Source organism: Vibrio cidicii, from assembly GCF_009665415.1.
Classification (GTDB): domain Bacteria; phylum Pseudomonadota; class Gammaproteobacteria; order Enterobacterales; family Vibrionaceae; genus Vibrio; species Vibrio cidicii.
Window position 1 is genome coordinate 1,950,848 of sequence record NZ_CP035921.1, and the last position, 23,795, is coordinate 1,974,642.

Annotated in this window: 20 protein-coding genes and 12 tRNA genes; 22 read left to right on the forward strand and 10 right to left on the reverse strand. The window is 49.8% G+C overall.

Annotated features, from left to right (window positions below):
- Positions 1-44: 44 nt before the first annotated feature.
- The 4 genes from epmA (at position 45) to EWA64_RS09920 (ending at position 3,227) form a co-directional block, all read left to right on the forward strand.
- Positions 45-1,016, forward strand: a complete 972-nt coding sequence (gene epmA, locus EWA64_RS09905) for an elongation factor P--(R)-beta-lysine ligase (protein ID WP_061893636.1) — start codon at positions 45-47, stop codon at positions 1,014-1,016.
- Between the two features lie 9 nt (positions 1,017-1,025).
- The gene (locus tag EWA64_RS09910) at positions 1,026-1,397 is read left to right on the forward strand and encodes a VanZ family protein (RefSeq protein ID WP_061893637.1); all 372 of its coding nucleotides are present in this window, start codon (positions 1,026-1,028) and stop codon (positions 1,395-1,397) included.
- 99 nt (positions 1,398-1,496) lie between these two features.
- The gene (locus EWA64_RS09915) at positions 1,497-2,132 is read left to right on the forward strand and encodes a TetR/AcrR family transcriptional regulator (protein WP_039431258.1); all 636 of its coding nucleotides are present in this window, start codon (positions 1,497-1,499) and stop codon (positions 2,130-2,132) included.
- Positions 2,133-2,267: 135 nt separating this feature from the next.
- Positions 2,268-3,227, forward strand: a complete 960-nt coding sequence (locus tag EWA64_RS09920) for a DHHA1 domain-containing protein (RefSeq protein WP_061893638.1) — start codon at positions 2,268-2,270, stop codon at positions 3,225-3,227.
- Positions 3,228-3,256: 29 nt separating this feature from the next.
- Here EWA64_RS09920 and EWA64_RS09925 read toward each other — a convergent pair whose 3' ends face one another.
- The 5 genes from EWA64_RS09925 to EWA64_RS09945 all read right to left on the reverse strand — a co-directional run bounded on the left by EWA64_RS09925 (position 3,257) and on the right by EWA64_RS09945 (position 7,643).
- Positions 3,257-4,384, reverse strand: coding sequence for a murein hydrolase activator EnvC family protein (locus EWA64_RS09925; protein ID WP_061893639.1), 1,128 nt, complete (start codon positions 4,382-4,384; stop codon positions 3,257-3,259).
- A 62-nt stretch (positions 4,385-4,446) separates the two neighbouring features.
- Positions 4,447-5,268, reverse strand: coding sequence for a serine O-acetyltransferase (gene cysE, locus EWA64_RS09930; RefSeq protein ID WP_061893640.1), 822 nt, complete (start codon positions 5,266-5,268; stop codon positions 4,447-4,449).
- A 38-nt stretch (positions 5,269-5,306) separates the two neighbouring features.
- On the reverse strand, positions 5,307-6,344 hold the full coding sequence (gene gpsA / locus EWA64_RS09935; RefSeq protein ID WP_061893641.1) for an NAD(P)H-dependent glycerol-3-phosphate dehydrogenase: 1,038 nt from the start codon (positions 6,342-6,344) through the stop codon (positions 5,307-5,309).
- Positions 6,345-6,560: 216 nt separating this feature from the next.
- Positions 6,561-7,028, reverse strand: a complete 468-nt coding sequence (gene secB, locus EWA64_RS09940; RefSeq protein WP_039431246.1) for a protein-export chaperone SecB — start codon at positions 7,026-7,028, stop codon at positions 6,561-6,563.
- A gap of 180 nt (positions 7,029-7,208) precedes the next feature.
- Entirely contained in the window at positions 7,209-7,643 is a 435-nt protein-coding gene (locus tag EWA64_RS09945) for a rhodanese-like domain-containing protein (RefSeq protein ID WP_039431244.1), read from the reverse strand.
- A 430-nt stretch (positions 7,644-8,073) separates the two neighbouring features.
- Here EWA64_RS09945 and gpmM point away from each other — a divergent pair, with 430 nt between their 5' ends.
- Positions 8,074-9,606, forward strand: a complete 1,533-nt coding sequence (gene gpmM / locus EWA64_RS09950; RefSeq protein ID WP_061893651.1) for a 2,3-bisphosphoglycerate-independent phosphoglycerate mutase — start codon at positions 8,074-8,076, stop codon at positions 9,604-9,606.
- A 105-nt stretch (positions 9,607-9,711) separates the two neighbouring features.
- On the opposite strand, the gene EWA64_RS09955 is transcribed toward gpmM, so the two are convergent.
- The 4 genes from EWA64_RS09955 to rsgA all read right to left on the reverse strand — a co-directional run bounded on the left by EWA64_RS09955 (position 9,712) and on the right by rsgA (position 14,292).
- On the reverse strand, positions 9,712-10,599 hold the full coding sequence (locus EWA64_RS09955) for a DMT family transporter (protein WP_061893642.1): 888 nt from the start codon (positions 10,597-10,599) through the stop codon (positions 9,712-9,714).
- A gap of 81 nt (positions 10,600-10,680) precedes the next feature.
- Entirely contained in the window at positions 10,681-12,096 is a 1,416-nt protein-coding gene (locus tag EWA64_RS09960; protein WP_061893643.1) for an SLC13 family permease, read from the reverse strand.
- 180 nt (positions 12,097-12,276) lie between these two features.
- Positions 12,277-13,134, reverse strand: a complete 858-nt coding sequence (gene asd, locus EWA64_RS09965; protein ID WP_061893644.1) for an archaetidylserine decarboxylase — start codon at positions 13,132-13,134, stop codon at positions 12,277-12,279.
- A gap of 99 nt (positions 13,135-13,233) precedes the next feature.
- A complete protein-coding gene (gene rsgA, locus EWA64_RS09970; RefSeq protein WP_061893645.1) occupies positions 13,234-14,292 on the reverse strand; it encodes a small ribosomal subunit biogenesis GTPase RsgA in 1,059 nt (352 codons plus the stop codon).
- Positions 14,293-14,424: 132 nt separating this feature from the next.
- On the opposite strand from rsgA, the gene orn reads away from it, so the two are divergent.
- From orn to EWA64_RS10035, 13 genes are all read left to right on the forward strand, one after another.
- Positions 14,425-14,970 carry an oligoribonuclease gene (gene orn, locus EWA64_RS09975; RefSeq protein ID WP_045569281.1) on the forward strand — a complete coding sequence of 182 codons (546 nt, stop codon included), beginning with the start codon at positions 14,425-14,427 and terminating at the stop codon, positions 14,968-14,970.
- A gap of 158 nt (positions 14,971-15,128) precedes the next feature.
- Positions 15,129-15,204 (forward strand) — tRNA-Gly (locus EWA64_RS09980).
- 33 nt (positions 15,205-15,237) lie between these two features.
- Positions 15,238-15,313: transfer RNA gene (locus EWA64_RS09985), tRNA-Gly, on the forward strand.
- Positions 15,314-15,346: 33 nt separating this feature from the next.
- Positions 15,347-15,422 (forward strand) — tRNA-Gly (locus tag EWA64_RS09990).
- A gap of 33 nt (positions 15,423-15,455) precedes the next feature.
- Positions 15,456-15,531, forward strand: a tRNA-Gly gene (locus EWA64_RS09995).
- A gap of 41 nt (positions 15,532-15,572) precedes the next feature.
- Positions 15,573-15,649: transfer RNA gene (locus EWA64_RS10000), tRNA-Met, on the forward strand.
- A 34-nt stretch (positions 15,650-15,683) separates the two neighbouring features.
- A tRNA-Gly gene (locus EWA64_RS10005) sits at positions 15,684-15,759 on the forward strand.
- A gap of 167 nt (positions 15,760-15,926) precedes the next feature.
- Positions 15,927-16,003: transfer RNA gene (locus EWA64_RS10010), tRNA-Met, on the forward strand.
- Positions 16,004-16,037: 34 nt separating this feature from the next.
- Positions 16,038-16,113 (forward strand) — tRNA-Gly (locus tag EWA64_RS10015).
- 42 nt (positions 16,114-16,155) lie between these two features.
- A tRNA-Met gene (locus EWA64_RS10020) sits at positions 16,156-16,232 on the forward strand.
- Positions 16,233-16,266: 34 nt separating this feature from the next.
- Positions 16,267-16,342: transfer RNA gene (locus EWA64_RS10025), tRNA-Gly, on the forward strand.
- 167 nt (positions 16,343-16,509) lie between these two features.
- A tRNA-Met gene (locus tag EWA64_RS10030) sits at positions 16,510-16,586 on the forward strand.
- A 42-nt stretch (positions 16,587-16,628) separates the two neighbouring features.
- Positions 16,629-16,705: transfer RNA gene (locus EWA64_RS10035), tRNA-Met, on the forward strand.
- Between the two features lie 519 nt (positions 16,706-17,224).
- Here EWA64_RS10035 and queG read toward each other — a convergent pair.
- Positions 17,225-18,346, reverse strand: a complete 1,122-nt coding sequence (gene queG, locus EWA64_RS10040; RefSeq protein WP_061894831.1) for a tRNA epoxyqueuosine(34) reductase QueG — start codon at positions 18,344-18,346, stop codon at positions 17,225-17,227.
- A 192-nt stretch (positions 18,347-18,538) separates the two neighbouring features.
- On the opposite strand from queG, the gene tsaE reads away from it, so the two are divergent.
- From tsaE to miaA, 4 genes are read left to right on the forward strand one after another with little or no spacing between them, the layout of a single operon-like run.
- A complete protein-coding gene (tsaE, locus tag EWA64_RS10045; protein WP_061894834.1) occupies positions 18,539-19,003 on the forward strand; it encodes a tRNA (adenosine(37)-N6)-threonylcarbamoyltransferase complex ATPase subunit type 1 TsaE in 465 nt (154 codons plus the stop codon).
- Between the two features lie 11 nt (positions 19,004-19,014).
- Positions 19,015-20,706: an N-acetylmuramoyl-L-alanine amidase gene (locus EWA64_RS10050; RefSeq protein WP_244881489.1), complete on the forward strand. Its 1,692-nt coding sequence runs from the start codon at positions 19,015-19,017 to the stop codon at positions 20,704-20,706.
- Positions 20,707-20,714: 8 nt separating this feature from the next.
- Positions 20,715-22,694: a DNA mismatch repair endonuclease MutL gene (gene mutL, locus EWA64_RS10055; protein WP_061894829.1), complete on the forward strand. Its 1,980-nt coding sequence runs from the start codon at positions 20,715-20,717 to the stop codon at positions 22,692-22,694.
- On the forward strand, positions 22,691-23,623 hold the full coding sequence (gene miaA, locus EWA64_RS10060) for a tRNA (adenosine(37)-N6)-dimethylallyltransferase MiaA (RefSeq protein WP_061894828.1): 933 nt from the start codon (positions 22,691-22,693) through the stop codon (positions 23,621-23,623). The genes mutL and miaA overlap by 4 nt, the downstream gene beginning before the upstream one ends.
- Positions 23,624-23,795: the final 172 nt, after the last annotated feature.

The window sequence follows — 23,795 nt, forward strand, 5'->3', positions numbered from 1 at the left end:
GCTGGTAACTTCCATGCCTTAGCTATCCATATGAGTAACCCAAGATGTCGACTGATTGGCAACCTACTGCTTCTATCCCGCAATTGCGCCAGCGCGCCGCGCTTATCGCGCGCATTCGTCAATTTTTTGCCCAGCGTAATGTGCTGGAAGTGGATACACCCGCCATGAGTCATGCGACCGTCACGGATGTGCATTTGCACACCTTTCAAACCCAGTTTGTCGGGCCCGGCTATGCACAAGGCAGTCAACTGTTTCTCATGACGAGCCCCGAATTTCATATGAAACGCCTGCTGGCGGCGGGCAGTGGCTGCATTTATCAACTCGGCAAAGCGTTTCGCAATGAAGAGAATGGTCGTTATCACAATCCAGAATTCACCATGCTCGAATGGTATCGTGTCGGCTTTGACCACCATCAGTTGATGGATGAAATGGACGATTTGCTGCAACTGGTACTGCAATGTGGTGCTGCCGAGCGCATGACGTATCAGCAAGCGTTTTTAACCGTGCTAGGCGTTTGCCCACTGGAAGGAACCATGGCCGAGCTGAAAAGCGTCGCAGCAAGGTTAGGTTTGAGTGATATCGCCGAGGCAGAAGAAGATCGCGATACTTTGCTACAGTTGCTGTTTAGCATCGGGGTCGAAGCAAAGATTGGCCAGCAGGTGCCTGCATTTGTCTACGATTTTCCCGCTTCACAAGCGGCGCTGGCTAAGATCAACCTAAACGATCCGCGTGTGGCGGATCGTTTTGAGGTCTATTTCAAAGGGATCGAGCTGGCGAACGGTTTCCATGAGCTCGACAATGCGCAAGAGCAACTGCGCCGATTTGAGCAAGATAACCACAAACGTGTTGAGATGGGCTTGGCGGAACAGCCGATTGATTACCATTTGATCGCGGCGTTGCAATCTGGCCTGCCAGAGTGTGCCGGCGTGGCGCTCGGGGTTGATCGTTTGATCATGCTGGCGCTGGGGTGCGATCACATCGATCAAGTGACCGCTTTTCCTTTTCCGATTGCTTGAGCGTGCCAGATGCTAAAAAAATGCGCGTTACTTTTGCTGTATGCTGCGATGATCGCCGTATTGTCATTGCGTCCATCCAGTAGCTGGCAACAATGGGGTAGCTTGGCTCATCTCGATAAATTGCAGCATATGGTGGCGTATTGCTGCTTCTCGCTTTTGGCCGCTTATCTGATTCGCTCTTGGCGACGCCGCTGCCTCGCGGCGGCAGGCATTCTGCTCTTCAGTGCTGGGATAGAGGTGGTTCAAGGTTTGGTTGGTCGTGAGTCTTCCTGGTTGGATCTGTTGGCCAATCTGTGCGGAATTATACTAGGCTTACTAACGTATAAGCTCTACCTCGTTTGTCGATATCGTACGGTGAAATCGATATACTCAAGCGGCTAGGACGTTGATCTCTTTCCGCACCGAACGTGTCAGTTCGGTATGAAAGGTGGATGCGCCAACGCTGACTTATCTTTCTAGGAAAGGGATTACAACATAATAATGAAAACACGTGAGAAGATCGTTTACGGAGCCTTGGAACTCTTTAACCGCCATGGGGAAAGGAGTATCACCACCAATCACATTGCTGAGCATGTTGAAATCAGCCCAGGCAACCTTTATTACCACTTTCGCAATAAACAAGAAATTGTGCGCGAGATTTTCACCCTCTACGCGCAGGAGCTACTTGAGCGATTCGCGCCAGTGCAAGGGCAGCAAGAGAGCCTGACCCTGTTGAAGCACTACCTGGACTCCATTTTCACCTTGATGTGGAAATACCGTTTCTTTTACGCCAATTTGCCAGAAATTCTCTCCCGCGATGAACAATTGCACGAGCAGTACATTCAAGTTCAAGAGAAGCTCCAAGCTAACTTGGTGGCCATCATGCAAGAGTTTGTTGAACTTGAGCTACTCAGTTTAGAGAAAACGGAGTTGACCTCATTGGTGAGAACGCTGCACCTGATTGCCAGCAGTTGGCTGGCGTACCAGTCCGCGATGTCGCTGAAAGTGGCGATCACAGAACAAGTTGTCCGCCAAGGGATGTTGCAGATGTTGGCCGTGGTCAAACCCGTGGCCACCGAACAAGGCATGGAACAGTTGCTGCTGCTTGAAGATGGGATTCGCGCTCTACACGTTTAGTTTTCATAAGTTTTGTACAAGACGTAGTGCTGATATGACCATAGGCTATGACTCATGGCTTTATGGTCTTTGACTTTTATATTGCCGAAGTAACAATACGCCAGAGAATCAATTGGATAGGGATGTTATTGACGGATGAACTACGACATTTTTAACGGCGATGCCGATGGCATTATTGCTCTGCTGCAATGGCGCTTCGCCCATCCCACAGCGTCGACGCTGATTACCGGGGTTAAACGTGATATCCAGTTGCTCGAACAAGTGGCGGCGAAAGCGGGCGACACGCTGACGGTGCTCGATATCTCGATGGAGAAAAATCGTCTTGGTCTCGAACGTGCTCTGGCCAATGGCGCTGAGGTTTTTTACGCCGATCATCATCAGTCTGGCCAAATTCCTCAGCACGCTTCGTTACACGCGCACATCGATCTTGATGCGGATACTTGTACCGCGCTGATTATTGACCGTCTGCTTGCTGGGCGCTTTCATCATTGGGCCATCACTGCCGCTTATGGCGACAATTTGATTGCCAAAGCCAATGCCTTGGCAGAACAAGCTGGGCTTAGCCCGACCCAACAAGCGCAGCTGCGAGAACTCGGCACCTTAATCAACTACAACGGTTACGGTGAGCAGATTGACGACTTGCATTTTCATCCCGCCCACCTTTACCAACATCTCAGCCGTTACGCTTCACCGTTTGATGTGCTGGCGGATATGAACTCCGCCTTTTATCAGTTGCAAAGCGCGTATCAGCAAGACATGGCTGCGGCACAAGCGATCGAGCCGCTCTATTGTTGCGATCGAGTGTCGGTGACCTTATTGCCAGACTGTGCTTGGTCGCGTCGCATCAGCGGTGTGTATGGCAACTGGCTCGCCAATCAAGAGCCTAGCCGCGCGCATGCTGTGCTCACGCACAATCAGGGTGACTCGTACACCGTATCGCTGCGTGCACCACTCAACAATAAACAAGGGGCGGGGGAGATTTGTGCTCAGTTCGCCACCGGCGGAGGGCGAGCGGCGGCGGCAGGGATTAATGCCTTGGATAAAAATCAGGTTGAGCGCTTAATCGAACTGCTGCAAGCGTATTACGACCAATAAACGGATAGGCGGCTAAGGTGTGACAGTGATTAGCGCACCATCCAATGCCTTGGGTTTTGTGCCTCACTGTTGCGGCGGATCTCGAAATAGAGCGAAGGACGATTTTGCCCGCCCGTGTCTCCGGCCAATGCGATCACTTCGCCAGCGGTCACCTTGTCCCCCTCTTTTTTCAACAGGGCTTGGTTGTAGCCGTACAGCGTCATGTCACCTTTGCCGTGATCAAGCAGCACCACCAAACCGTAGCCGCGCAAGTACTCTGCAAATACCACGGTTCCCGGGTAAACGGCTTTGACTTGCTGCCCATAAGTGGCCGAAAGTACCACACCTTTCCAGTTGATCTGCCCGGTTTGGCGGGTGCCGAAACTATGTAGCACGCTCCCTTTGAGCGGCCAAGGCAGCTTGCCTTTTTGCCGCTCAAGTCCATCCATCGGGATGGCGTTGCGTTTGGCCGCTTTGGCAATTTCCGCTTTCAGGCGTGTTTCGTTTCTTTGGAGTTCGGAGAGATAACTCTTGTCATCAGAGATGCTTTGCTTGATGTTACCCAGCGTTTTCTTGCGCTGTGACTGGGTTTTCGCCAGTTGATCGTGTTTTGTCGATTGCTGTTTAAGTAGTGCTTCAATCTGCCCTTGTTCCAGCAATTTTTGCTGCTTACTGTGCTCTAACTCAGCGCTGGTGGTTTCCAACTGCGAGATAGTTTCACTACGCGCTTTGGCAAGGTATTGAAAATATTGGCTGATTCGATCTTCCTCCACTCCTTGATTGAGGAGTGAAACGGACGATTTGGCGCGTTGCGTCACGTAGTAGGTTTGCAGCAATTCCGCTAAACGCTCGGTTTGGCGCTTTTTTTGCGTTTCCAGCTCATAGATACGCCCTTCTAGTTTCCCAATATTGGCGCGCAAAGTAGCCAGAGCCTGACGCGACTGGGCGATCTCTTTCTCCAGTTGGTTAATACCCAGCTCTTGCTCTTTCAGGGATTTTTGTAAATCGTCCAACCGTTTTTCTTGTGTTGAAAGCGATTTCTGCTGGCGTGAGATCTCGCTTTTGACTCCTTGCAATTCGGAATCGGAGGCCGCCAGAGAAGCTGTACCGGAACAAAGTAAAAGAACGCCGAGGGAAATCAGCAAGGAGCTTGAGAGAGTTGATTTCTGTTTTACCACGTACGTTCTTTCCTGAGTTGGAAGGGGTTACAAAGCTGCGCCAATCGCCATATTGGCGTGCATCATATGCCGTCACCATCGATGAAGTTTTGCGTTTTGCCGTTAAAAGCTTGGTCCATATCGAATGACGGTTTGTCGGTTCTGGGGCGTCCTACGATACGTGCTGGCACGCCGGCCACAGTAGTGTGCGGCGGAACGGGTTGCAGCACCACGGAACAAGATCCGATTTTCGCCCCTTCGCCGACTTCGATATTGCCAAGGATTTTTGCCCCAGCGCCAATCATTACACCTTCGCGAATTTTCGGATGACGATCACCGCACTCTTTGCCTGTACCGCCAAGTGTTACGTCTTGCAGGATGGAAACGTCGTTTTCGACCACCGCCGTTTCACCAATGACGATTCCCGTTGCGTGGTCAAGCATGATGCCTTTGCCTATGCGAGCCGCAGGATGGATGTCGACCTGGCAGGCGACTGAAATTTGGTTTTGCAAGTAAGTAGCAAGGGCGAAGCGGCCCTGTTTCCAAAGCCAGTTGGCCACGCGGTAGCCTTGCAGCGCGTGATATCCTTTGAGATATAGCAGCGGAATGGAATACATCGAGACGGCAGGGTCACGGTTGACCGTTGCGCAAATGTCACATGCCGCCGAATCAGTAATGTTGGGATCGGCGGCAAAAGCCTCTTCGACTACTTCACGTACGGCCATCGCTGGCATGGATGCGGTGTTGAGTTTGTTGGCCAGAATATAACTCAGGGCTGCACCGAGACTGTCGTGTTTAATGATGGTCGCGTGGTAAAAGCTGGCCAGCATTGGCTCTTGCTCGGACAGCTGACGTGCTTCTCTGACAATCCCCTGCCAGACGTTTTTTTTCTCACAGTGTTTCATTGGGCCTTCTTTGCACAAACCACTTGCGCTTTTCCTGATTATTTTCCTTCGGATTTCTTGTCGCGCGCCAATAAGTCTTGAGCGGCCAGACGCGCATCCTTTCCTTGATACAATACTTGATAGATCTGGTCAACAATCGGCATCTCGACGCCCATGCGTTGTGCCAGCATCCACACTTCCTTGGTGTTGCGATAGCCTTCGACCACTTGGCCGATCTCTTGTTGTGCGCTATCGACATCTTTACCTTGGCCCAAGGCCAAACCAAAGCGACGGTTACGCGATTGGTTGTCGGTACAGGTCAAGACCAGATCGCCTAATCCGGCCATACCCATAAAGGTTTCCGGTTGGGCGCCAAGCGCGGCGCCGAGGCGACACATTTCCGCCAAGCCACGGGTAATCAAAGCCGTACGTGCATTGGCACCAAAGCCAATGCCATCGGACATACCTGCGCCGATCGCAATGACATTTTTGACAGCGCCGCCAAGTTGCATACCGGTGAAATCACTGTTGGCGTAAACGCGGAAGGTTTTGCTGCAATGGATTTTTTCCTGTAGATCGGCAACAAATTGTGCGTCAGGCGAGGCCACGGAAATGGCGGTCGGCATGCCAGCGGCAAGCTCTTTAGCAAAGGTTGGCCCTGATAGTACCGCCAAAGAGTAGTTCTCTCCCAGCGCATCAAATGCCACATCTTTCAGCAGTCGACCTGATTCCGGCTCCAATCCTTTGGTCGCCCAGCAGATGCGTGAGTCGGCACGTAGATAAGGCTGGAGACTGTTGAGTACTTGACCAAACACATGACTTGGTACCACGACCAATAGATCGCGGCTCGCTTGTACCGCTTTTTGCAGATCTGATTCTACGATCAGACTTGGTGGAAACTCGATACCGGGAAGAAAAGCGCGGTTTTCGCGATCGGCTTCCAGAGTCGCCATGTGCTCAGGATCGTGTCCCCAAAGGATCACATTTGCTCCGTTACGGGAAAGTGAGATCGCCAAAGAGGTTCCGTAGGAGCCAGCGCCAATCACCGTCATGGAAATTGCTTTGTTGTACGCGTTAGTCACCTGAGATTGTGTCATGCTGTAGCCTGATGGTTGGAGAAAGATGGAGCGAGTATAACGTGAAACGGTACTGCTCTGGACAAATTACTTCACCCTCAAAGAGCGTCATCACGCCTTTGTTTGTGGTATTGCCACATACCATTGCGGGTGAAACAAAAAATGCACATAACATCGGTGTGAGATGCGCTGTGCATTTTAGTCAATCTGATCGGGAAAAGTCACAAAACGACGGACTTATTCCTCAGTGGCACCTTGTTGGGCCGCTTGCTGTTGCAGGTAGTTCATAAACAGAGCATCGAAGTTAACGGGTGCTAGGTTTAGTTGTGGGAACGTCCCTTTAACCACTAGGCTTGAGATGGTCTCACGCGCGTATGGGAAGAGAATGTTCGGACAGAACGCGCCTAGGCAATGAGCTAACTGACCAGCTTCCATTTTCTCTGCGGTGAAAATACCGCCTTGTTGCACTTCACATAGGAATGCCGTTTCTTCAGCGTTTTTCACCGTCACAGTCAGACGCAGAACCACTTCATAAACGCCTTCGCCTAGCTCACGGCTTTGCGTGTCGAGATCCAGTTTCACGTCTGGGTTCCAATCTTTTTGGAACATCATCGGTGAATTAGGTGCTTCAAAAGAAACGTCTTTTAGGAAGATACGTTGAATTGCAAACTGTTGTTGGTTGTCTTGCGGTGCTGCTTCAGCCATTTTTAAATCCTTCAATAATCGTAAATTCAGGCGTGTCAGTGTATGCCTTGAATGTGTCTGCCTTGAGACTAACCGAGCCACACAATGATGACTAGATGAAGCCTTGATTCCGTGCCAAACATCACATCTTTCTTAGCTGACTGCGCTGATTTTAGTCAGTCAGCCAAGATTGGATGGTGATTAACGCTTGCTGCGTACCAGTGGCAGGTTAGCTTCACTCCAGGCAATCAAACCATTTCTGAGTAGGTTTACATTCTCAAAACCAGCTTTAGCCAGTAGGTTTGCACTTTCTTGGGCGGTTTGACCCGTCTTGCATACAACGATGATTGGGTCTGATTTGTGGTTTTCAAGACCAGCAAAATTACCCGCCTTGATTTCTGATGGCAAAATGTGAACTGCGTCGGTGATATGACCTTTTTTGAACTCGTCTTTAGTGCGGATATCGACGACTACGCCATTTTGTCGGTTGATCAGTGTGGTCATATCGTTCACACCGATCACTTTGTAAGCCGCGGTGGCTGATTTTACAAAGCTCATGATCAGAGCGATAAAAATACCAACCCACGCCAGCGACATAATCATGTTCTGCTGAAAAAACTCGATGTACTCTTGCATGTTCCTAGTTCTCGAACCATAAATCTAACAATAAAAGTGGCAAGGAGTATAACGAGGTTCCGCTTGACTGGCGAGTCAGTTAATACTTTCTCACCAATAATTGGGATCTCTTCTAGCGGAATGGTTGCAAAAATACACCCGCTAAAGCTATTAGACCGATTGGTAATATCCACTTTTAAAATCGTGTTAGGTGGTGAATTATAGTGGTATTGACGCCTGACAAATCGGCAGAAACTGGCGCTTAGGGGTAAGTTGCAAAGATATCGCCATTGACAATGTAATATTGCAACAGGAAATCACCAACATAATTTGATCTTATCCTACAGTTTCGCTTAAAAAGTGTAGTAAAATTACGCTAGTTTTGTTTCAAGGCATGCTAGGGCTTGGAGCCCTGCGCCGAAAGTTACTGAAATTTGACGAGGTCATCACTATGTCTGCTAAGAAGCCTTTGGCTCTGGTTATTCTTGACGGTTACGGTTACCGTGAAGACACTGCAAACAACGCTATTGCAAACGCAAAAACACCGGTTATGGACGCGCTGATCGCGAACAATCCGAACACTCTTATCTCTGCTTCTGGTATGGATGTAGGCCTGCCTGACGGTCAAATGGGTAACTCAGAAGTGGGCCACACCAATATCGGCGCAGGTCGCGTGGTTTACCAAGATCTGACTCGTATCACCAAATCTATCCTAGACGGTGAATTCCAACAGACGCCAGCACTAGTTAAAGCGGTTGACGCTGCGGTGAACGCGGGCAAAGCGGTTCACATCATGGGTTTGATGTCTCCTGGTGGCGTTCACTCACACGAAGATCACATCTACGCAGCTGTGGAAATGGCGGCTGAGCGTGGTGCTGAGAAAATCTACCTGCACTGTTTCCTAGATGGTCGTGACACACCACCTCGCAGCGCAGAAGGCTCTTTAAAACGTTTCCAAGATCTGTTTGCCAAGTTGGGTAAAGGCCGAGTGGCGTCTCTGGTTGGGCGTTACTACGCAATGGACCGTGACAACAACTGGGACCGCGTACAAGTGGCGTACGATTTGCTGACGCAAGCGAAAGCTGAGTTCACGGTGGATTCCGCGGTTGCCGGCCTTGAAGCTGCATACGCACGTGGCGAAAACGATGAGTTCGTTAAAGCGACGGAAATCAAAGCCGAAGGCCAAGAAACAGCGGCGATGCAAGATGGCGACGCGGTGATCTTCATGAACTACCGTGCTGACCGTGCTCGTCAAATCACGCGCACGTTCGTGACGGATTTTGCTGGCTTTGAACGTGCCGTATTCCCGGCGGTTAACTTCGTGATGTTGACGCAATACGCGGCAGACATTCCACTAGCTACAGCGTTCCCGCCAGCCTCTTTGGAAAACACTTACGGTGAGTGGCTATCTAAACTGGGCCAAACTCAGCTACGTATCTCTGAAACAGAGAAATACGCGCACGTGACGTTCTTCTTCAATGGTGGCGTAGAAAACGAGTTTGCCGGTGAAGAGCGTCAACTCGTGGCTTCGCCGAAAGTGGCGACCTACGATCTGCAGCCAGAAATGAGCTCACCAGAGCTGACCGAAAAACTGGTTGCCGCCATCAAGTCTGGCAAATACGACACCATCATCTGTAACTATCCAAACGCAGACATGGTTGGCCACACTGGCGTATACGAAGCGGCTGAAAAAGCGATTGAAGCACTGGATGAAAGTGTGGGTAAAGTGGTTGCCGCAATCAAAGAAGTGGGCGGTCAACTGCTGATTACCGCAGACCACGGTAACGCTGAAATGATGGTGGACCCAGAAACGGGTGGTATTCATACCGCGCACACTAGCCTGCCTGTACCACTTATCTACGTGGGTGATAAAGCGGTGGAGTTCAAGGAAGGCGGTAAACTGTCTGATCTTGCGCCGACCATGCTGTCTCTAGCGGGCCTGGAAATTCCAGCAGAAATGTCGGGCCAAGTGCTAGTGAAGTAACCCTAAGCAATGTGATAAAAAGCCTGGAATGAATCCAGGCTTTTTTTGTATCTGTGCATTGTGATTGAGTGGTTTTTTGTTGGTGAGGCTCATCCTTGCAGAGGGTTACTGAACCAAAATTCCAGTGCCAGTCACGGCGATGATCGCACCAAGCCAAGCATAACGGTTTGGACGCTGCTTGGTGTAGATCCACAAGATCGGCAACAACATGATTGGTGTGGTTGAAGAGAGTAGGGCAACCATACCCACGTTGCCTTCTCGCAAGGCATATAGGATCAGTGTCATACCGACCGCCATGGCAAGAAAGCCATTGATTGCCGTGATGTAGAAAATCTGCCAAGTCATATTTTGCGTTGGCCGCGCGATTTTTGCGCCACTAAAACGCAGCGCACTGTGAGCGATGAAGGCACTGATCATTCGAATCGCCGAGGCAGCAACGGGGTCGATGGCTGTTTGCATCACGGGCTTGGCGATAATGCCGCCGAGTGCCTGACACAACGCCGCCGTTAAACCCAAGCCCACACCAATCCACACACTGCCTTTGATCGTTTCTAAACTGTGTTGACGGCTGCCGCGTCGGCCAAAAAATATCGCCAGCACCACACCGGAAAAAACTAAGCTTGAGCCGATAAACTCCATCGTGGAGAGGGTTTCGCTAAACAGGAAATAGCCCAAGATGGTAGAGAACACTGCGTGGCAAGAAAAAAGTAGCCCGGCTTGGCGCGGCCCCATGCGGTTGAGGCAAGCAAACAGTGCCGTGTCACCGATAAAAATTCCAATCAGCCCAGAGAGCATCATGGGCACTAGATGTTCTTGGCCGACACTCGACCAGCCGCCGGTGAACCAAGCCATGCTAGATAGGATGACGGCGGTGCAGCCCATTCTCCAGCGACTGTAGGCAAACGAGCCCAAGTGTTGTGCAGGCGTGACAGAAAGTAAACTGGCGACAGCCCAAAGCAGAGCCGCCGCCAGAGCAAGCCATTCAAATCCCATAGAAAGGTGATCTCGTAAACGAAAAGATCACCAATATGCCTTAACTTCACTAAGGAGCAAAGAGGCGCGCAGAAGAATTTGTTACCCCAAAATCAGCACCGCACCATAAACGATGACCAGACCAATCACACCGACTAACAGCCCCACTTTTGCCATGTCTTTGCTTTCGATCAGACCCGTTGAGTAAGCCAGAGAGTTGGGCGGCGTAGAGACGGGCAGAATCATCCCGAGTGACGCTGAAAAAGCCACTACCACCAGTAAGCCTTGCAAACCGCCTACGGCCGAGAGGGTACTCATTGAGGAGCCAATCGCAGCCGCTATCGGCATGAGTAAGTTGGCGGTGGCGGTATTGGACATAAAATTGGCCATCAACCAACATACCAACGACAGCGTGACGACAATCGCAAAGGGAGAGAGGGTTTGATAGTCGATGGCATGCGCCAGCGCTTTTGCCAGTCCGGTCTTATCCAAGCCGATGCCAATCGCGATCCCCCCGGCAACCAGCCAGAGAACATCCCAGTTGATCTGTTTGAGCTCTTCTTTGCCCATAATGCCAGTTAAGGTGAAGACGGCGAGAGGAATGATCGCCACGACATAGGTATTCATGCCATGCACTTGCGTGGTCATCCACAGCACTATGGTTAGCGCAAAGGTGATGTAAACCACTATCGCGCGCCAACTGCGCTTAAATTTGCCATCTAACTTAAGCGTCATGGTCGCTTCGTTGGACGGGAAAAGTTTCTGCAGCAAAAACCAAGCGATGGTCAGTTGCACCAACACAAAAGGCAGGCCCATCGACATCCAACTGAGAAAGTCGATGCTGTTGGCGCCAGTCAGATACTGTAGAGCGATAGCGTTGGGCGGCGTACCGATGGGAGTTGCAATGCCGCCGGTGTTCGCCGCTATCGGAATACAGAGCACGAGCGCTTTGATACCTAAGTCCCCTTTAGGTGCAGAGGCGACAATCGGCCCAAGCAGCGCCAACATCATCACGGTAGTGGCGGTGTTGGACATAAACATAGAAAAAACCGCGGTGATCAGCATCAGGCCTAGCATAATAAATTTGGGCTGGTGGCCAAAGGGTTTAAGCAACACGCGTGCAAGGTTGTTGTCCAGTTCGTATTTGGAAGCGGCGATCGCGAGAGCAAAGCCCCCCATAAACAAGATGATGATCGGCGACGAGAAGGCAGAAAAAATATCGGTATAGGCGATGAGATTACCTAGCTCATGCCCTTCGGGCGGGCGACGGAAAAAGTGCAAGCCTTTGTTGGATATCATGATCAGTTCAAGCGCGATGATCAAAATAGAAGTCGCAAACACCGGGACGGGTTCGAGTACCCAAAGCAGTGCTGCGAGCAGGAAAATCGCCAGCAAACGGTGTTGGATCAGCGTGAGATTATCGATTGGAATCGCATCAATCGGCATCCACAAGACGCCAATCGGTATGGCAAAACAGATCAGCAGTTTCCATACCACGTCAGAAGTCAGTTTTGGCATGCATCGCACCTTAGCAATTTACGGTGGCATCAGGTTAAACGATTGTGAATGTTGCGTCTTAGAGGCGGGTTGAAGTTTCTGAACTTGCGCTGTTTTTCCATCGATGGTTTGTTTTTTGTCAAAAAAACAAAAAAGCCCTTGCAAGGTGCAAGGGCCGATTTATTGGTCGCTGTTTAGCGCTTACTGTTTGTGCGCATAAGGTGTGCCGAGCAATGTCGGAGCGCCGTTCTGCATTGAGTCATCGAAGCGGATCGCGTCTTTGGCAAACAGGTTGATAACGGTTGAACCCAGTTTAAAGCGGCCCATCTCGTCCCCTTTCTTCAGAACTACCGCGTTGTGCCCTTGAGCGGGGTAATCCCATTTGTGCACTGTGTTGCCACGTGGTGGGGTAATCGTCCCTGCCCAGACTTGCTCAATACTGCCGACAATCGTAGCGCCGACCAACACTTGAGCCATTGGGCCGAAAGCGGTATCGAAAATGCACACCACACGCTCGTTGCGTGCGAACAGGTTCGGAACGTTTTCAGCCGTTAGCGGGTTTACCGAGAAGAGATCGCCAGGAACGTAAATCATCTGACGCAAGGTGCCATCACAAGGCATATGCACGCGGTGATAATCACGGGGTGAAAGATACAGAGTGGCGAAAGTGCCGTCTTTGAACTCTTCTGCCAGCGCCGCATCGCCGCCAAGCAGCTCTTGCGCCGAAAAATCATGGCCTTTGGCTTGGATTAGACGACCATCGGTGATCGGGCCAAACTGGCTAACACAAGCGTCAGCCGGATGAGTGATGATCTCATCACCCTGAGCGATGGGGCGCACGCCATCTTTTAATTCGCGAACAAAGAATTCATTGAAGGTTTTGTAGTGAGCAGGATCGGCGTGTTTCGCTTCTGCCATATTCACATTGTATTGCTTGATGAACCAGCGAATGATCGCTGTGGTTAGACCGCCAGCTTTGGCTGAGGCCAGTTTACCCACTAAGCGTGTTAGGCCATGTTGTGGAATCCAGTACTGCAGTCCAACTTTAATCTTATCCATTGTAAATACCGATAATGTTTGTGTGATTCTTGTTTCGGGCGCGTGATGTTACTGAAATTTATTTCTCTTGTCAGTAAGTGGTGACGAAATCTTACACAACTACAGATCCGCTTTTTTGTTGCGCGAGTACTGTCGATTGGCTTTATTTTCCGCCATGCTTTCAATAATACGGTGGTAGTTTTCGTAACGAATAGGGCTTATTTCGCCTTTCTCCACCGCCTCACGCAGAATGCAACCTGGGTCATCACCATGTTTACAATCGCGGAACTTACAAGCCCCCAGATAGGGGCGAAATTCGATATAAGCGTTGGTTACTTCATCGGCTTCGAGATGCCACAAGCCAAACTCACGCACCCCGGGTGAGTCAATCAGATCGCCGCCGGAAGGAATATGATACAAACGAGCGGCCGTGGTGGTATGTTGGCCCAAGCCGGACATTTCGGACACTTCACCCTCTTCCACATCCAGTTCTGGGATTAACGCATTCACCAAGCTGGATTTGCCCACCCCTGATTGACCGACGAAAATGTTGATGCGTTCCCCAAGCTGCGCTTCGAGGTCGGCAATGCCTTCGCCCGATCGCTTACTCACGTATAGGACTTTGTAGCCAATCTTTTCGTATTCTGCTAACCAAGTCTTGTATTGCTTGAGATCTTCATCTCGCAGCAGATCAATCTTGTTTAGCACTAAAATTGGGGCGATATTCAGCGTTTCTGCGGCGATTAGGTAGCGATCGATAATATTGAGCGAAAGCTCCGGTAAGACGGAAGAAACGATGATCATTTGATCGATGTTGGCCGCAACCGGCTTAAGGCCGTCGTAATAGTCCGGACGAGTTAAAATCGAACTCCTTGGCTCGACAGCTTCCACCACCCCAGAAATGCCCGCCATCGATTCGAGTCCTTTTCGCCAAATCACTTTGTCTCCCGACACCAGTGATTCAATACCACGACGCAGATTGCAGCGCTCGATATCGCCGCTTTCCAAATCTTCAATATCGGCGTGTTGGCCAAAACGAGTGATCACCAATCCACGCTTGCTGTCACCGAGCATGGCCTCATCCCACTGCACAGTATCAGATGGTTTATTCAAACGTTTTTGTTGATTGTCACGTACCCGACGTACTTGACCTTTGGTTAACTTTTTCTTTTTTGCCACGATAAGTTACTTAATTTATTGAGCGATAACGCGACAAGTATGACGGTTTTGTCGCTTTTGTCGAAGTATCTTGTTGCCACTATTTTGAGGTATAGTACCCGTTTTATCAGCAAACAAATAGGCAACTCCTCTATGTCCTTTAGCGATCAAAACTTAATTTGGATCGATCTTGAGATGACAGGTTTAGATCCTGACACGCATAAAATCATCGAAATCGCTTCTATTGTCACCGATAGCGAGCTGAATATTTTAGCGGAAGGACCAGTATTGGCGATTCATCAATCGGATGAAGAGTTAGCAAAAATGGATGAGTGGTGCACCAATACACATACAGCCAGCGGCCTTGTTGATCGAGTGCGTGCCAGCATGGTATCGGAGCAGGAAGCGGTTGAACAAACGCTGCGTTTTCTAGAGCAGTGGGTTCCACAAGGCGTGTCGCCAATTTGTGGCAACAGTATTGGGCAGGACAGACGTTTTCTGTACCGCCATATGCCTAAACTCGAAGAGTATTTCCACTATCGTTACATCGATGTCAGCACGCTAAAAGAGTTGGCGAAACGTTGGAACCCTGAAATCCTTACCGGTTTTTCAAAGCGTGGCACCCACCTGGCTCTTGATGACATTCGCGAGTCGATTGCCGAATTGAAGTACTATCGTCAGACTATCTTTAACATCTGATAGGGCGAGGTTTTCTTCACTGGGCGGCGAACTTTTGCTTTGTTTGGATGTTTTTTCAACGAGTAAAAAAAAATTAAGTTTTTTTTCACTAAAGGACTTGCATCACTTAGAAATGCTCTTATAATTCGCAGCCCTGAACAGCGGAAAACGTTGTGAATGCGACACTAGCTCAGTTGGTAGAGCGCAACCTTGCCAAGGTTGAGGTCACGAGTTCGAACCTCGTGTGTCGCTCCAAATTGAAGTTGTCATCGTACTTGACGATGAAATGCGACACTAGCTCAGTTGGTAGAGCGCAACCTTGCCAAGGTTGAGGTCACGAGTTCGAACCTCGTGTGTCGCTCCAAATTGAAGTTGTCATCGTACTTGACGATGAAATGCGACACTAGCTCAGTTGGTAGAGCGCAACCTTGCCAAGGTTGAGGTCACGAGTTCGAACCTCGTGTGTCGCTCCAAATTGAAGTTGTCATCGTACTTAACGATGAAATGCGACACTAGCTCAGTTGGTAGAGCGCAACCTTGCCAAGGTTGAGGTCACGAGTTCGAACCTCGTGTGTCGCTCCAAATTGAAGTTATCATCGTACTTAACGGTGACACAATACGGACGCGGGATGGAGCAGCTTGGTAGCTCGTCGGGCTCATAACCCGAAGGTCGTTGGTTCAAATCCAGCTCCCGCAACCACATTCTGTATTAAGTGCTCCGGCATTTAATCATTGCGACACTAGCTCAGTTGGTAGAGCGCAACCTTGCCAAGGTTGAGGTCACGAGTTCGAACCTCGTGTGTCGCTCCAAATTGAAGTTGTCATCGTACTTAACGATGAAATGCGACGCTCGCTCAGTTCATAGAGCGCAACCTTGCCAAGGTTGAGGTCACGCCTTTTTGCTTTAAAAGAAGGGAACCTCGTGTGTCGCTCCAAATTAATGGTCCTCATCGTACCTAACGATGACACAATACGGACGCGGGATGGAGCAGCTTGGTAGCTCGTCGGGCTCATAACCCGAAGGTCGTTGGTTCAAATCCAGCTCCCGCAACCACATTCTGTATTAAGTGCTCCGGCATTTAATCATTGCGACACTAGCTCAGTTGGTAGAGCGCAACCTTGCCAAGGTTGAGGTCACGAGTTCGAACCTCGTGTGTCGCTCCAAATTAATGGTCTTCATCGTACCTAACGATGACACAATACGGACGCGGGATGGAGCAGCTTGGTAGCTCGTCGGGCTCATAACCCGAAGGTCGTTGGTTCAAATCCAGCTCCCGCAACCACATTCTGTATTAAGTGCTCCGGCATTTAATCATTGCGACGCTCGCTCAGTTCATAGAGCGCAACCTTGCCAAGGTTGAGGTCACGAGTTCGAACCTCGTGTGTCGCTCCAAATTGAAGTTGTCATCGTACTTAACGGTGAAATGCGACGCTCGCTCAGTTCATAGAGCGCAACCTTGCCAAGGTTGAGGTCACGCCTTTTTGCTTTAAAAGAAGGGAACCTCGTGTGTCGCTCCAAATTAATGGTCTTCATCGTACCTAACGATGACACAATACGGACGCGGGATGGAGCAGCTTGGTAGCTCGTCGGGCTCATAACCCGAAGGTCGTTGGTTCAAATCCAGCTCCCGCAACCACATTCAAAGCTCTCACTGTGCTTAACAGTGATAAAATACGGACGCGGGGTGGAGCAGCTTGGTAGCTCGTCGGGCTCATAACCCGAAGGTCGTCGGTTCAAATCCGGCCCCCGCAACCAATTTCTTCTGGCCCGTATACCACCGCTCTTTAGTAATGCTGAGAAGCATGAACCCCTAACAATGAAATAAACATCCGGAAAATGCCTTCGGATGTTTTTCTGCCTCTTATTTTTGAGTCAATTATTTAGCCTAGCTTTCTTAGGAAAACTAGGTATTTTCCTATTTCACTAACAGACTTATCCACACCGCTTATGTTGTGGATAACTTGGTTGATAACCCGTTCTTGAGTAGTTGACTTTCTTCCGAATAAAGGATCTTTGTTCTTTCCCTTAATAAGTGTCTCGTGGCTTTCTTTGTTAACTATTTGTTTTTTATTGAGTTTTATTGTGTGGTCTAGTTGGGCATGCGTTATGTTTGGATCAAAATGGTATCTTTTTTTGATCCTAGTCATTTATTGGATATGTGCTTAACTTTTCCTTGAAGGCAATAGAATGCGTTGTTCCTGCATTTTTTCCACATTTTGGAAAATTGAGAGGGAGGTCAAATATTGCACTGTGTTTCTGTGCTCTGCCCGCACCTCACGCGTCCCTAGGCAGACCTTTTTCAACGATACGGATTAGCCTTTGGTTTTTGATATCGATAGTAGAGGAATCAGCCGATTGGTTCCGTTGTTCTGCTAGCGCCCAATCGATGTGAACATCCAGTAGTTCATTCTGTCCTTTGCGTTCTTGCAATGCCTGTACAATCTTTAGTGAGTAAGGGGCGTTCCCCATGGCTATCGCCAAGTTTCTCAACCACTGCAAGTGACCAATGCGACGGATCGCCGAACCTTCCATCTTTTTCAGAAAGGTGGGTTCATCCCATAGAAACAAATTCACAAGGTCAGCTTGATGTAGCGAGTCACGGCGATGGAAGTCGCTCTGTTCGGTGAGTTCCGCTTCGCGATTCCACGGGCAAACTAACTGACAATCATCACAGCCGTAAATTCGGTTGCCTATTGCTTTGCGAAATTCTTCAGGAATGACTCCGGAAAACTCTATGGTCAGGTAGGAGATACAGCGTCTAGCATCGACGATTTTGTCGTCGACGATGGCTTGGGTAGGGCACGAGGTGATACACGCTTTGCATTTTCCACAGTCATCAGCGCTTGGTTCGTCGACAGGTAAAGGCAAATCGACCAGCAGTTCGCCGAGGAAAAACCAAGAGCCAGCTTCTTTATCTAAGATTAGTGAATGTTTCCCAGTCCAGCCAAGTCCGGCTTTTTGCGCTAAAGGTCGTTCCAAAATGGGAGCTGAATCGACAAAAGGCCGATAACCAAAGGCACCGACCGCGTTTTCAATACGTTTGCCGAGTTCACTGAGCTGCTTTCTAACCAGTTTATGATAGTCACGGCCCAGGGCATAGCGGCTGATGTAGGCTTGAGTTTTGTCAGCCAGATTTGCAGCAAACTGCGCTTGTGGAGGAAGATAGTTGATGCGCACGCTGATCACTCGGATGGTTCCGGGAAGCAACTCGTTGGGGCGAGCACGCATCATGCCGTGTCTGGCCATCCAATCCATGCTGCCGTGATAGCCTGCATCTAGCCACTTTTGCAGCTCGGCCTCGTGCTCACGCAGATCAACATCGCAGATCCCGACTTTTTGAAAACCGAGTTCGGCTCCCCAAATTTTGATCTGTTGTGCGAGTTGCTGGTAATCCATGCGAGTTGCCTGAAGAAAAACGGACGCGGATCTTACTGGATCTTCAGCCAAGGTTCTAGCTTAGCGAGCGATCTCGGAGGATTTTTCCACGAAATGACATTTAGGCGCTTGTCTCTCAAAACAGACACAGTTTACTATTCCTGTTCTTTTGATTTTTATATAGTCAGTTCCCAGATTCAGAGACCGATGATCATGCACGTAAAGCAGTTCGAACTTAAAGATGAGCAGGCCACCATTAATCTTGGCGCACAGCTTGCCAATCTTTGCTCCCAACAAACCACCATCTATTTGCATGGGGACTTGGGTGCAGGAAAAACCACATTCAGTCGTGGTTTTGTTCGTGCTCTGGGTCATGAGGGCAATGTTAAAAGCCCGACCTACACCTTAGTTGAACCCTATCAGTTAGCCAACTGGCAGGTATACCACTTCGATCTTTATCGTTTGGCAGATCCTGAAGAGTTGGAGTTTATGGGGATTCGCGACTATTTTACCGCCGATGCTGTCTGCCTGGTGGAATGGCCAGAAAAAGGCGCGGGGCTGCTGCCCGAGCCGGATTTAGATATCGACATTCGCTATCAAGGTGACGCTCGCATCGCGCAACTAACAGCAAATAACCCGTATGGCATTGAGCTGCTCAGTAAATTGGAGTTAAGTTGAGTTTAAAGTGCATCAAAACCGCTGCGATATGGCTGTCAGCGGTTTGTCTTCTTCTGCCAGCGTGGGCTTTTGCCAACGTACTGCAAAGTGTCAGGGTTTGGCCTTCTCCGGATGAAACCCGCGTGGTGATCGATTTAGCGGATGAGGCGGATTTCAGTTATTTCTCCCTCACTAAGCCAGACCGTTTGGTGGTTGATTTAAAGAAGACGAGTTTGGGCGCAAAACTGCCAGTCATGGTGGCAGACAGCCCGGTATTGAGCAAAATCCGTAAAAGTTCGCCTCCAGAATCGGGCACTTACCGACTAGTGTTTGAACTGAAAAAACGCTCTCAGGCGGAGCTGTTTAAGTTGGCACCGACCCCTGGCGGCGGTTATGGTCACCGTTTGGTGATCGATTTACCGCATAAAGAGCGCACAACGAACGCATCGATCTCACAGACACCCAGTGTCAGTAAAGACATTCAATCTGTCCATCGAGCGGAAGAAATTCTGATTGTGATTGATCCGGGACACGGAGGTGAAGATCCCGGCTCTATTGGCCCAACACGCCGATACGAAAAAAATGCCACCTTAAGTATCTCAAAAAAGATCGCGGCAGAGCTCGACGCTGTGCCGGGAATCAAAACCCAGCTCACTCGCTCTGGCGACTATTTTGTCAATTTAAACCGTCGCGTTGCGATTGCCCGCGAAAACGAGGCTCATCTGCTGATCTCGATTCACGCCGATGCCTTTACCTCGCCACAGCCTCGAGGTGGGTCGGTATTCGTTCTCAATACACGTCGCGCCAATACAGAGATTGCTCGTTGGGTAGAAAACCACGAGAAACAGTCGGAGATTTTGGGCGGGGCAGGTACTGCATTTGCGAACGTCAACGACAAAAACGTTAACCAAACCTTGCTGGATCTGCAATTTAGCCATTCGCAGAAAGAGGGCTACAAGCTTGCCACTGAGATCCTCGGCGAAATGGGCAAGGTAGCAAAACTGCACAACGAAAACCCGATCAATACCAGCTTAGCGGTGCTACGCTCACCACAGATCCCATCGGTGCTGGTCGAAACGGGATTTATCTCCAACCCGACCGAAGAGAAACTGCTGTTCCAACGTGCTCACCAAGACAAGCTCGCGAAGGCCATTTCTAAAGCGGTGATTAAATACTTGCAAGATAACCCACCGGAAGGAACGGTTTTCTCTGCCAATGCAAAACCGATTTGGCATACGGTGAAGCGCGGTGAATCGCTGTCGCTGATTGCCAAACAATATGGCACAACGACGCAAGCGATTATGCGGGACAACAAACTGAAAAGTTCCACTTTGGCGATTGGGCAAACGCTACGCATCGACAATGGCGCGCCGACCGCGGCGATTATTCCGGAAAAGCCAAATACAGTGGAGACGGAGCGCATTACTCATACTGTCGGCCGTGGTGAGTATTTAGGCAAGATTGCCGAGCACTATAAGGTGAGCGTCGATGATATTCGGAAGGAGAACAATCTGAAGTCCGATACCTTATGGGTTGGGCAGAAGCTAAAAATCACCGTCAGTTTAAAAGACAAGCCGATCCGCAAACACAAAGTGGTGCGCGGTGAGTACCTGAGCAAAATCGCGGCCAAGTATGATGTTAGCGTATCCAGCATCCGCTCGGCCAATAATCTGCGTTCCGACGAACTTGCGGTTGGGCAGATATTGATTATTCCCAACAAGTAGGCGGGCGTATGGCAATCAAAATATTACCCGCTAGGCTCGCCAACCAAATTGCTGCCGGGGAAGTGGTTGAAAGGCCCGCTTCGGTGGTGAAAGAGTTAGTGGAAAATAGCCTCGACTCCGGGGCGACTCGCATTGATATCGATATCGAGAAAGGCGGCGCTAAGCTGATTCGAATTCGTGATAACGGTTCGGGTATTTGCAAAGACGAATTAGGTCTGGCGCTTAGCCGTCATGCGACATCGAAAATTCATACTTTAGATGATTTAGAAGCGATCATGAGCCTTGGTTTTCGCGGCGAAGCGCTGGCGAGTATCAGCTCTGTCTCACGTCTTACGCTCACGTCTCGCCCGGCGACCCAAGAGCAAGCTTGGAGTGCGTATACGGAAGGGCGCGACATGCAGGTGAATCTGCAACCGACCGCTCACCCGATTGGCACAACAGTTGAAGTGTTAGACCTGTTTTTTAACACCCCTGCGCGGCGCAAATTCCTGCGTACGGAAAAAACCGAATTTGCCCATATTGATGAGCTGCTCAAACGTATTGCGCTCAGCCGTTTCGATGTCAGTATCACACTGCGTCATAATGGCAAGGTGGTTCGGCAGTATCGAGCGGCGAAAACGCCCAGCCAAGCAGAAAAGCGCTTGGCTTCAGTTTGTGGCAATGCGTTTGTTCGCCATATGTTGGCGATTGAGCTGGAGCATCAAGGGTTAAAACTTCATGGCTGGATCACCACGCCAGAGGGGGCGCGCCAGCAAAGTGATTTGCAGTATTGTTATGTGAATGGACGGATGATGCGCGATAAGCTCATCAACCATGCGATCCGTCAGAGCTACGAAAATAGTTTAAAACCGGAACAGTTTGCCGCCTATGTGCTGTTTATTGAACTGGATCCTCATCAGGTCGATGTCAACGTCCATCCAGCCAAACATGAAGTTCGTTTTCACCAAGCGCGCTTAGTGCATGACTTCATCTACCAAGCGCTGGCCAGTGCTTTGGCACAAAGTGACGTGATTGAAGCGCCGCAGATAAGTGCTTCCGCATTTCATCATCCCGCCGAGCCAGAAAATGAATCTGCGGCCGATGAAGCGGTTGATGCAGTACCAGAGTCCGTTTATCAAGCGATAGATCAATCGCCGGCTTATCCGCGTAAGCAAGTGGCACATGACAGTGAAGCCGCCTCAGGCGTTGCCGAAGCTTTTGTCTCTCCCACTCGTGGCGAAAAACCGCCAGCGCGTCAGGCTTGGCAAGAATCTCGCCCATCTTCATCGGGGCGTGGTGGCGCAGAATATCAGCCCACACCAGCGCCCTCTAAACAGCAAGTCAAAACTTATCAAGAGCTATTGCAGACGCCGGAGATGCCTTCTTCAGCGGAGACAATACCGCGCGTTGAGTCTTTGCAAACACAGACCGCTCATACGCCGAGTGAGCTAGGTAAGGCGGTCGCGATTGTAGAGCAAGCCTACGTGCTGATGGGCAGCAAATCAGGCAGTTTTCTACTGTCTTTGGCTAGGGCAGAGTATTATCGCTGCCTAGGTCAGCTCAATACCACTGAACAAGCATTGAAATCTCAACCCTTGCTGGTGCCACTGTCACTCAAATTGAACGCAGAGCAGATGTCAGTCTCTGCGCAGCTAGAGCAAACTTTTGCGCGTTTTGGCCTTCAGTTTAAACCTCGCAATGACAAAGCTTTGCTGGTGATGGGGGTCCCTGCGCCGCTTCGGCAACAAAACCTACAACTTCTGATCCCAGATCTGCTATCTTACGCAGCTTCATTTGCTCAGGAAGCTAGGAATGAAAGTTGTGCTTCGCTGCTGGCCCATTGGCTTGCTCTGCGTATCACCAAAGTGAAAAGTCACTATACTCTTTCTGAAGCAATTCAAATTATTTCGGAACTCGAACAGCTCTGGCAGGGTCTACTTCCATTGCAAGATGGCAAATTGCTCACAGAGATCGATTTCTCAGCGACGATAGCAAAACTGAAACCATGACAGACAGATTACCTTTGGCCTTGTTTTTGATGGGGCCTACCGCATCGGGAAAAACGGAACTGGCCATTCGCTTACGTCAGAAATATCCGGTTGAGATCATCAGTGTCGACTCCGCGCTGATCTATAAAGGCATGGATATTGGCACGGCAAAACCGGACGAGCGGGAGCAGCAGTTAGCGCCGCATCGATTGATCGATATCTTGGATCCTGCGCAATCTTATTCAGCGGCAGATTTTCGCCGAGATGCGTTGCAAGCGATGAACGAGATTGCTGCGCAGGGGAAAATACCTCTATTGGTTGGCGGTACCATGTTGTATTTTAAGGCGTTATTAGAAGGTTTATCACCATTACCTGCCGCAAACCCTGAAATACGTCAGCAAATTGAGCAAGAGGCATTGACTAAAGGTTGGTCAGTATTGCACGATGAACTCAAAGAGATCGATCCTGTGTCGGCGGCGAGAATTCATCCTAATGATCCACAAAGATTATCTAGGGCATTGGAAGTTTTTCGCATTTCAGGTAAAACTCTTACTGAGTTGACGCAAACCAAAGGCGAAAGCTTGCCGTTTCGTGTCAAACAGTTTGCAATAGCTCCCAAGGATAGGGCAGAACTCCATCGTCGTATTGAGCTGCGCTTCGACAAAATGATGGAAGCGGGATTTGAACAAGAGATGAGAACCTTGCACGCACGCGAGGATCTTCATCCGGATCTTCCTTCTATTCGATGTGTCGGTTATCGGCAGATGTGGGACTATTTAGACGGAAATGGCACTCTAGACGAAGCGATTTATCGCGGCATCTGCGCCACCCGTCAATTGGCCAAGCGACAGATTACCTGGCTGCGCAGCTGGGATAACCTAACTTGGTTAGATAGCGAGGACATTGAACAGTCATTAGAAACTCTTTCAGAAGCCATAGCATCTGATTGAGATAGCTGTGTATAATGTGATCGTTTTTGCGTGAATACACTCACTGAAGGATCGTTATTGGCGACGTTGGTGACAACTGGCGAATAACTAGAGTGTTATTTTGTTCGTTTAGCTCAGATGCAAAGGCAGTCTCTTTTGCAGTGCACCACTAGCTAAATAATTACAACTACAA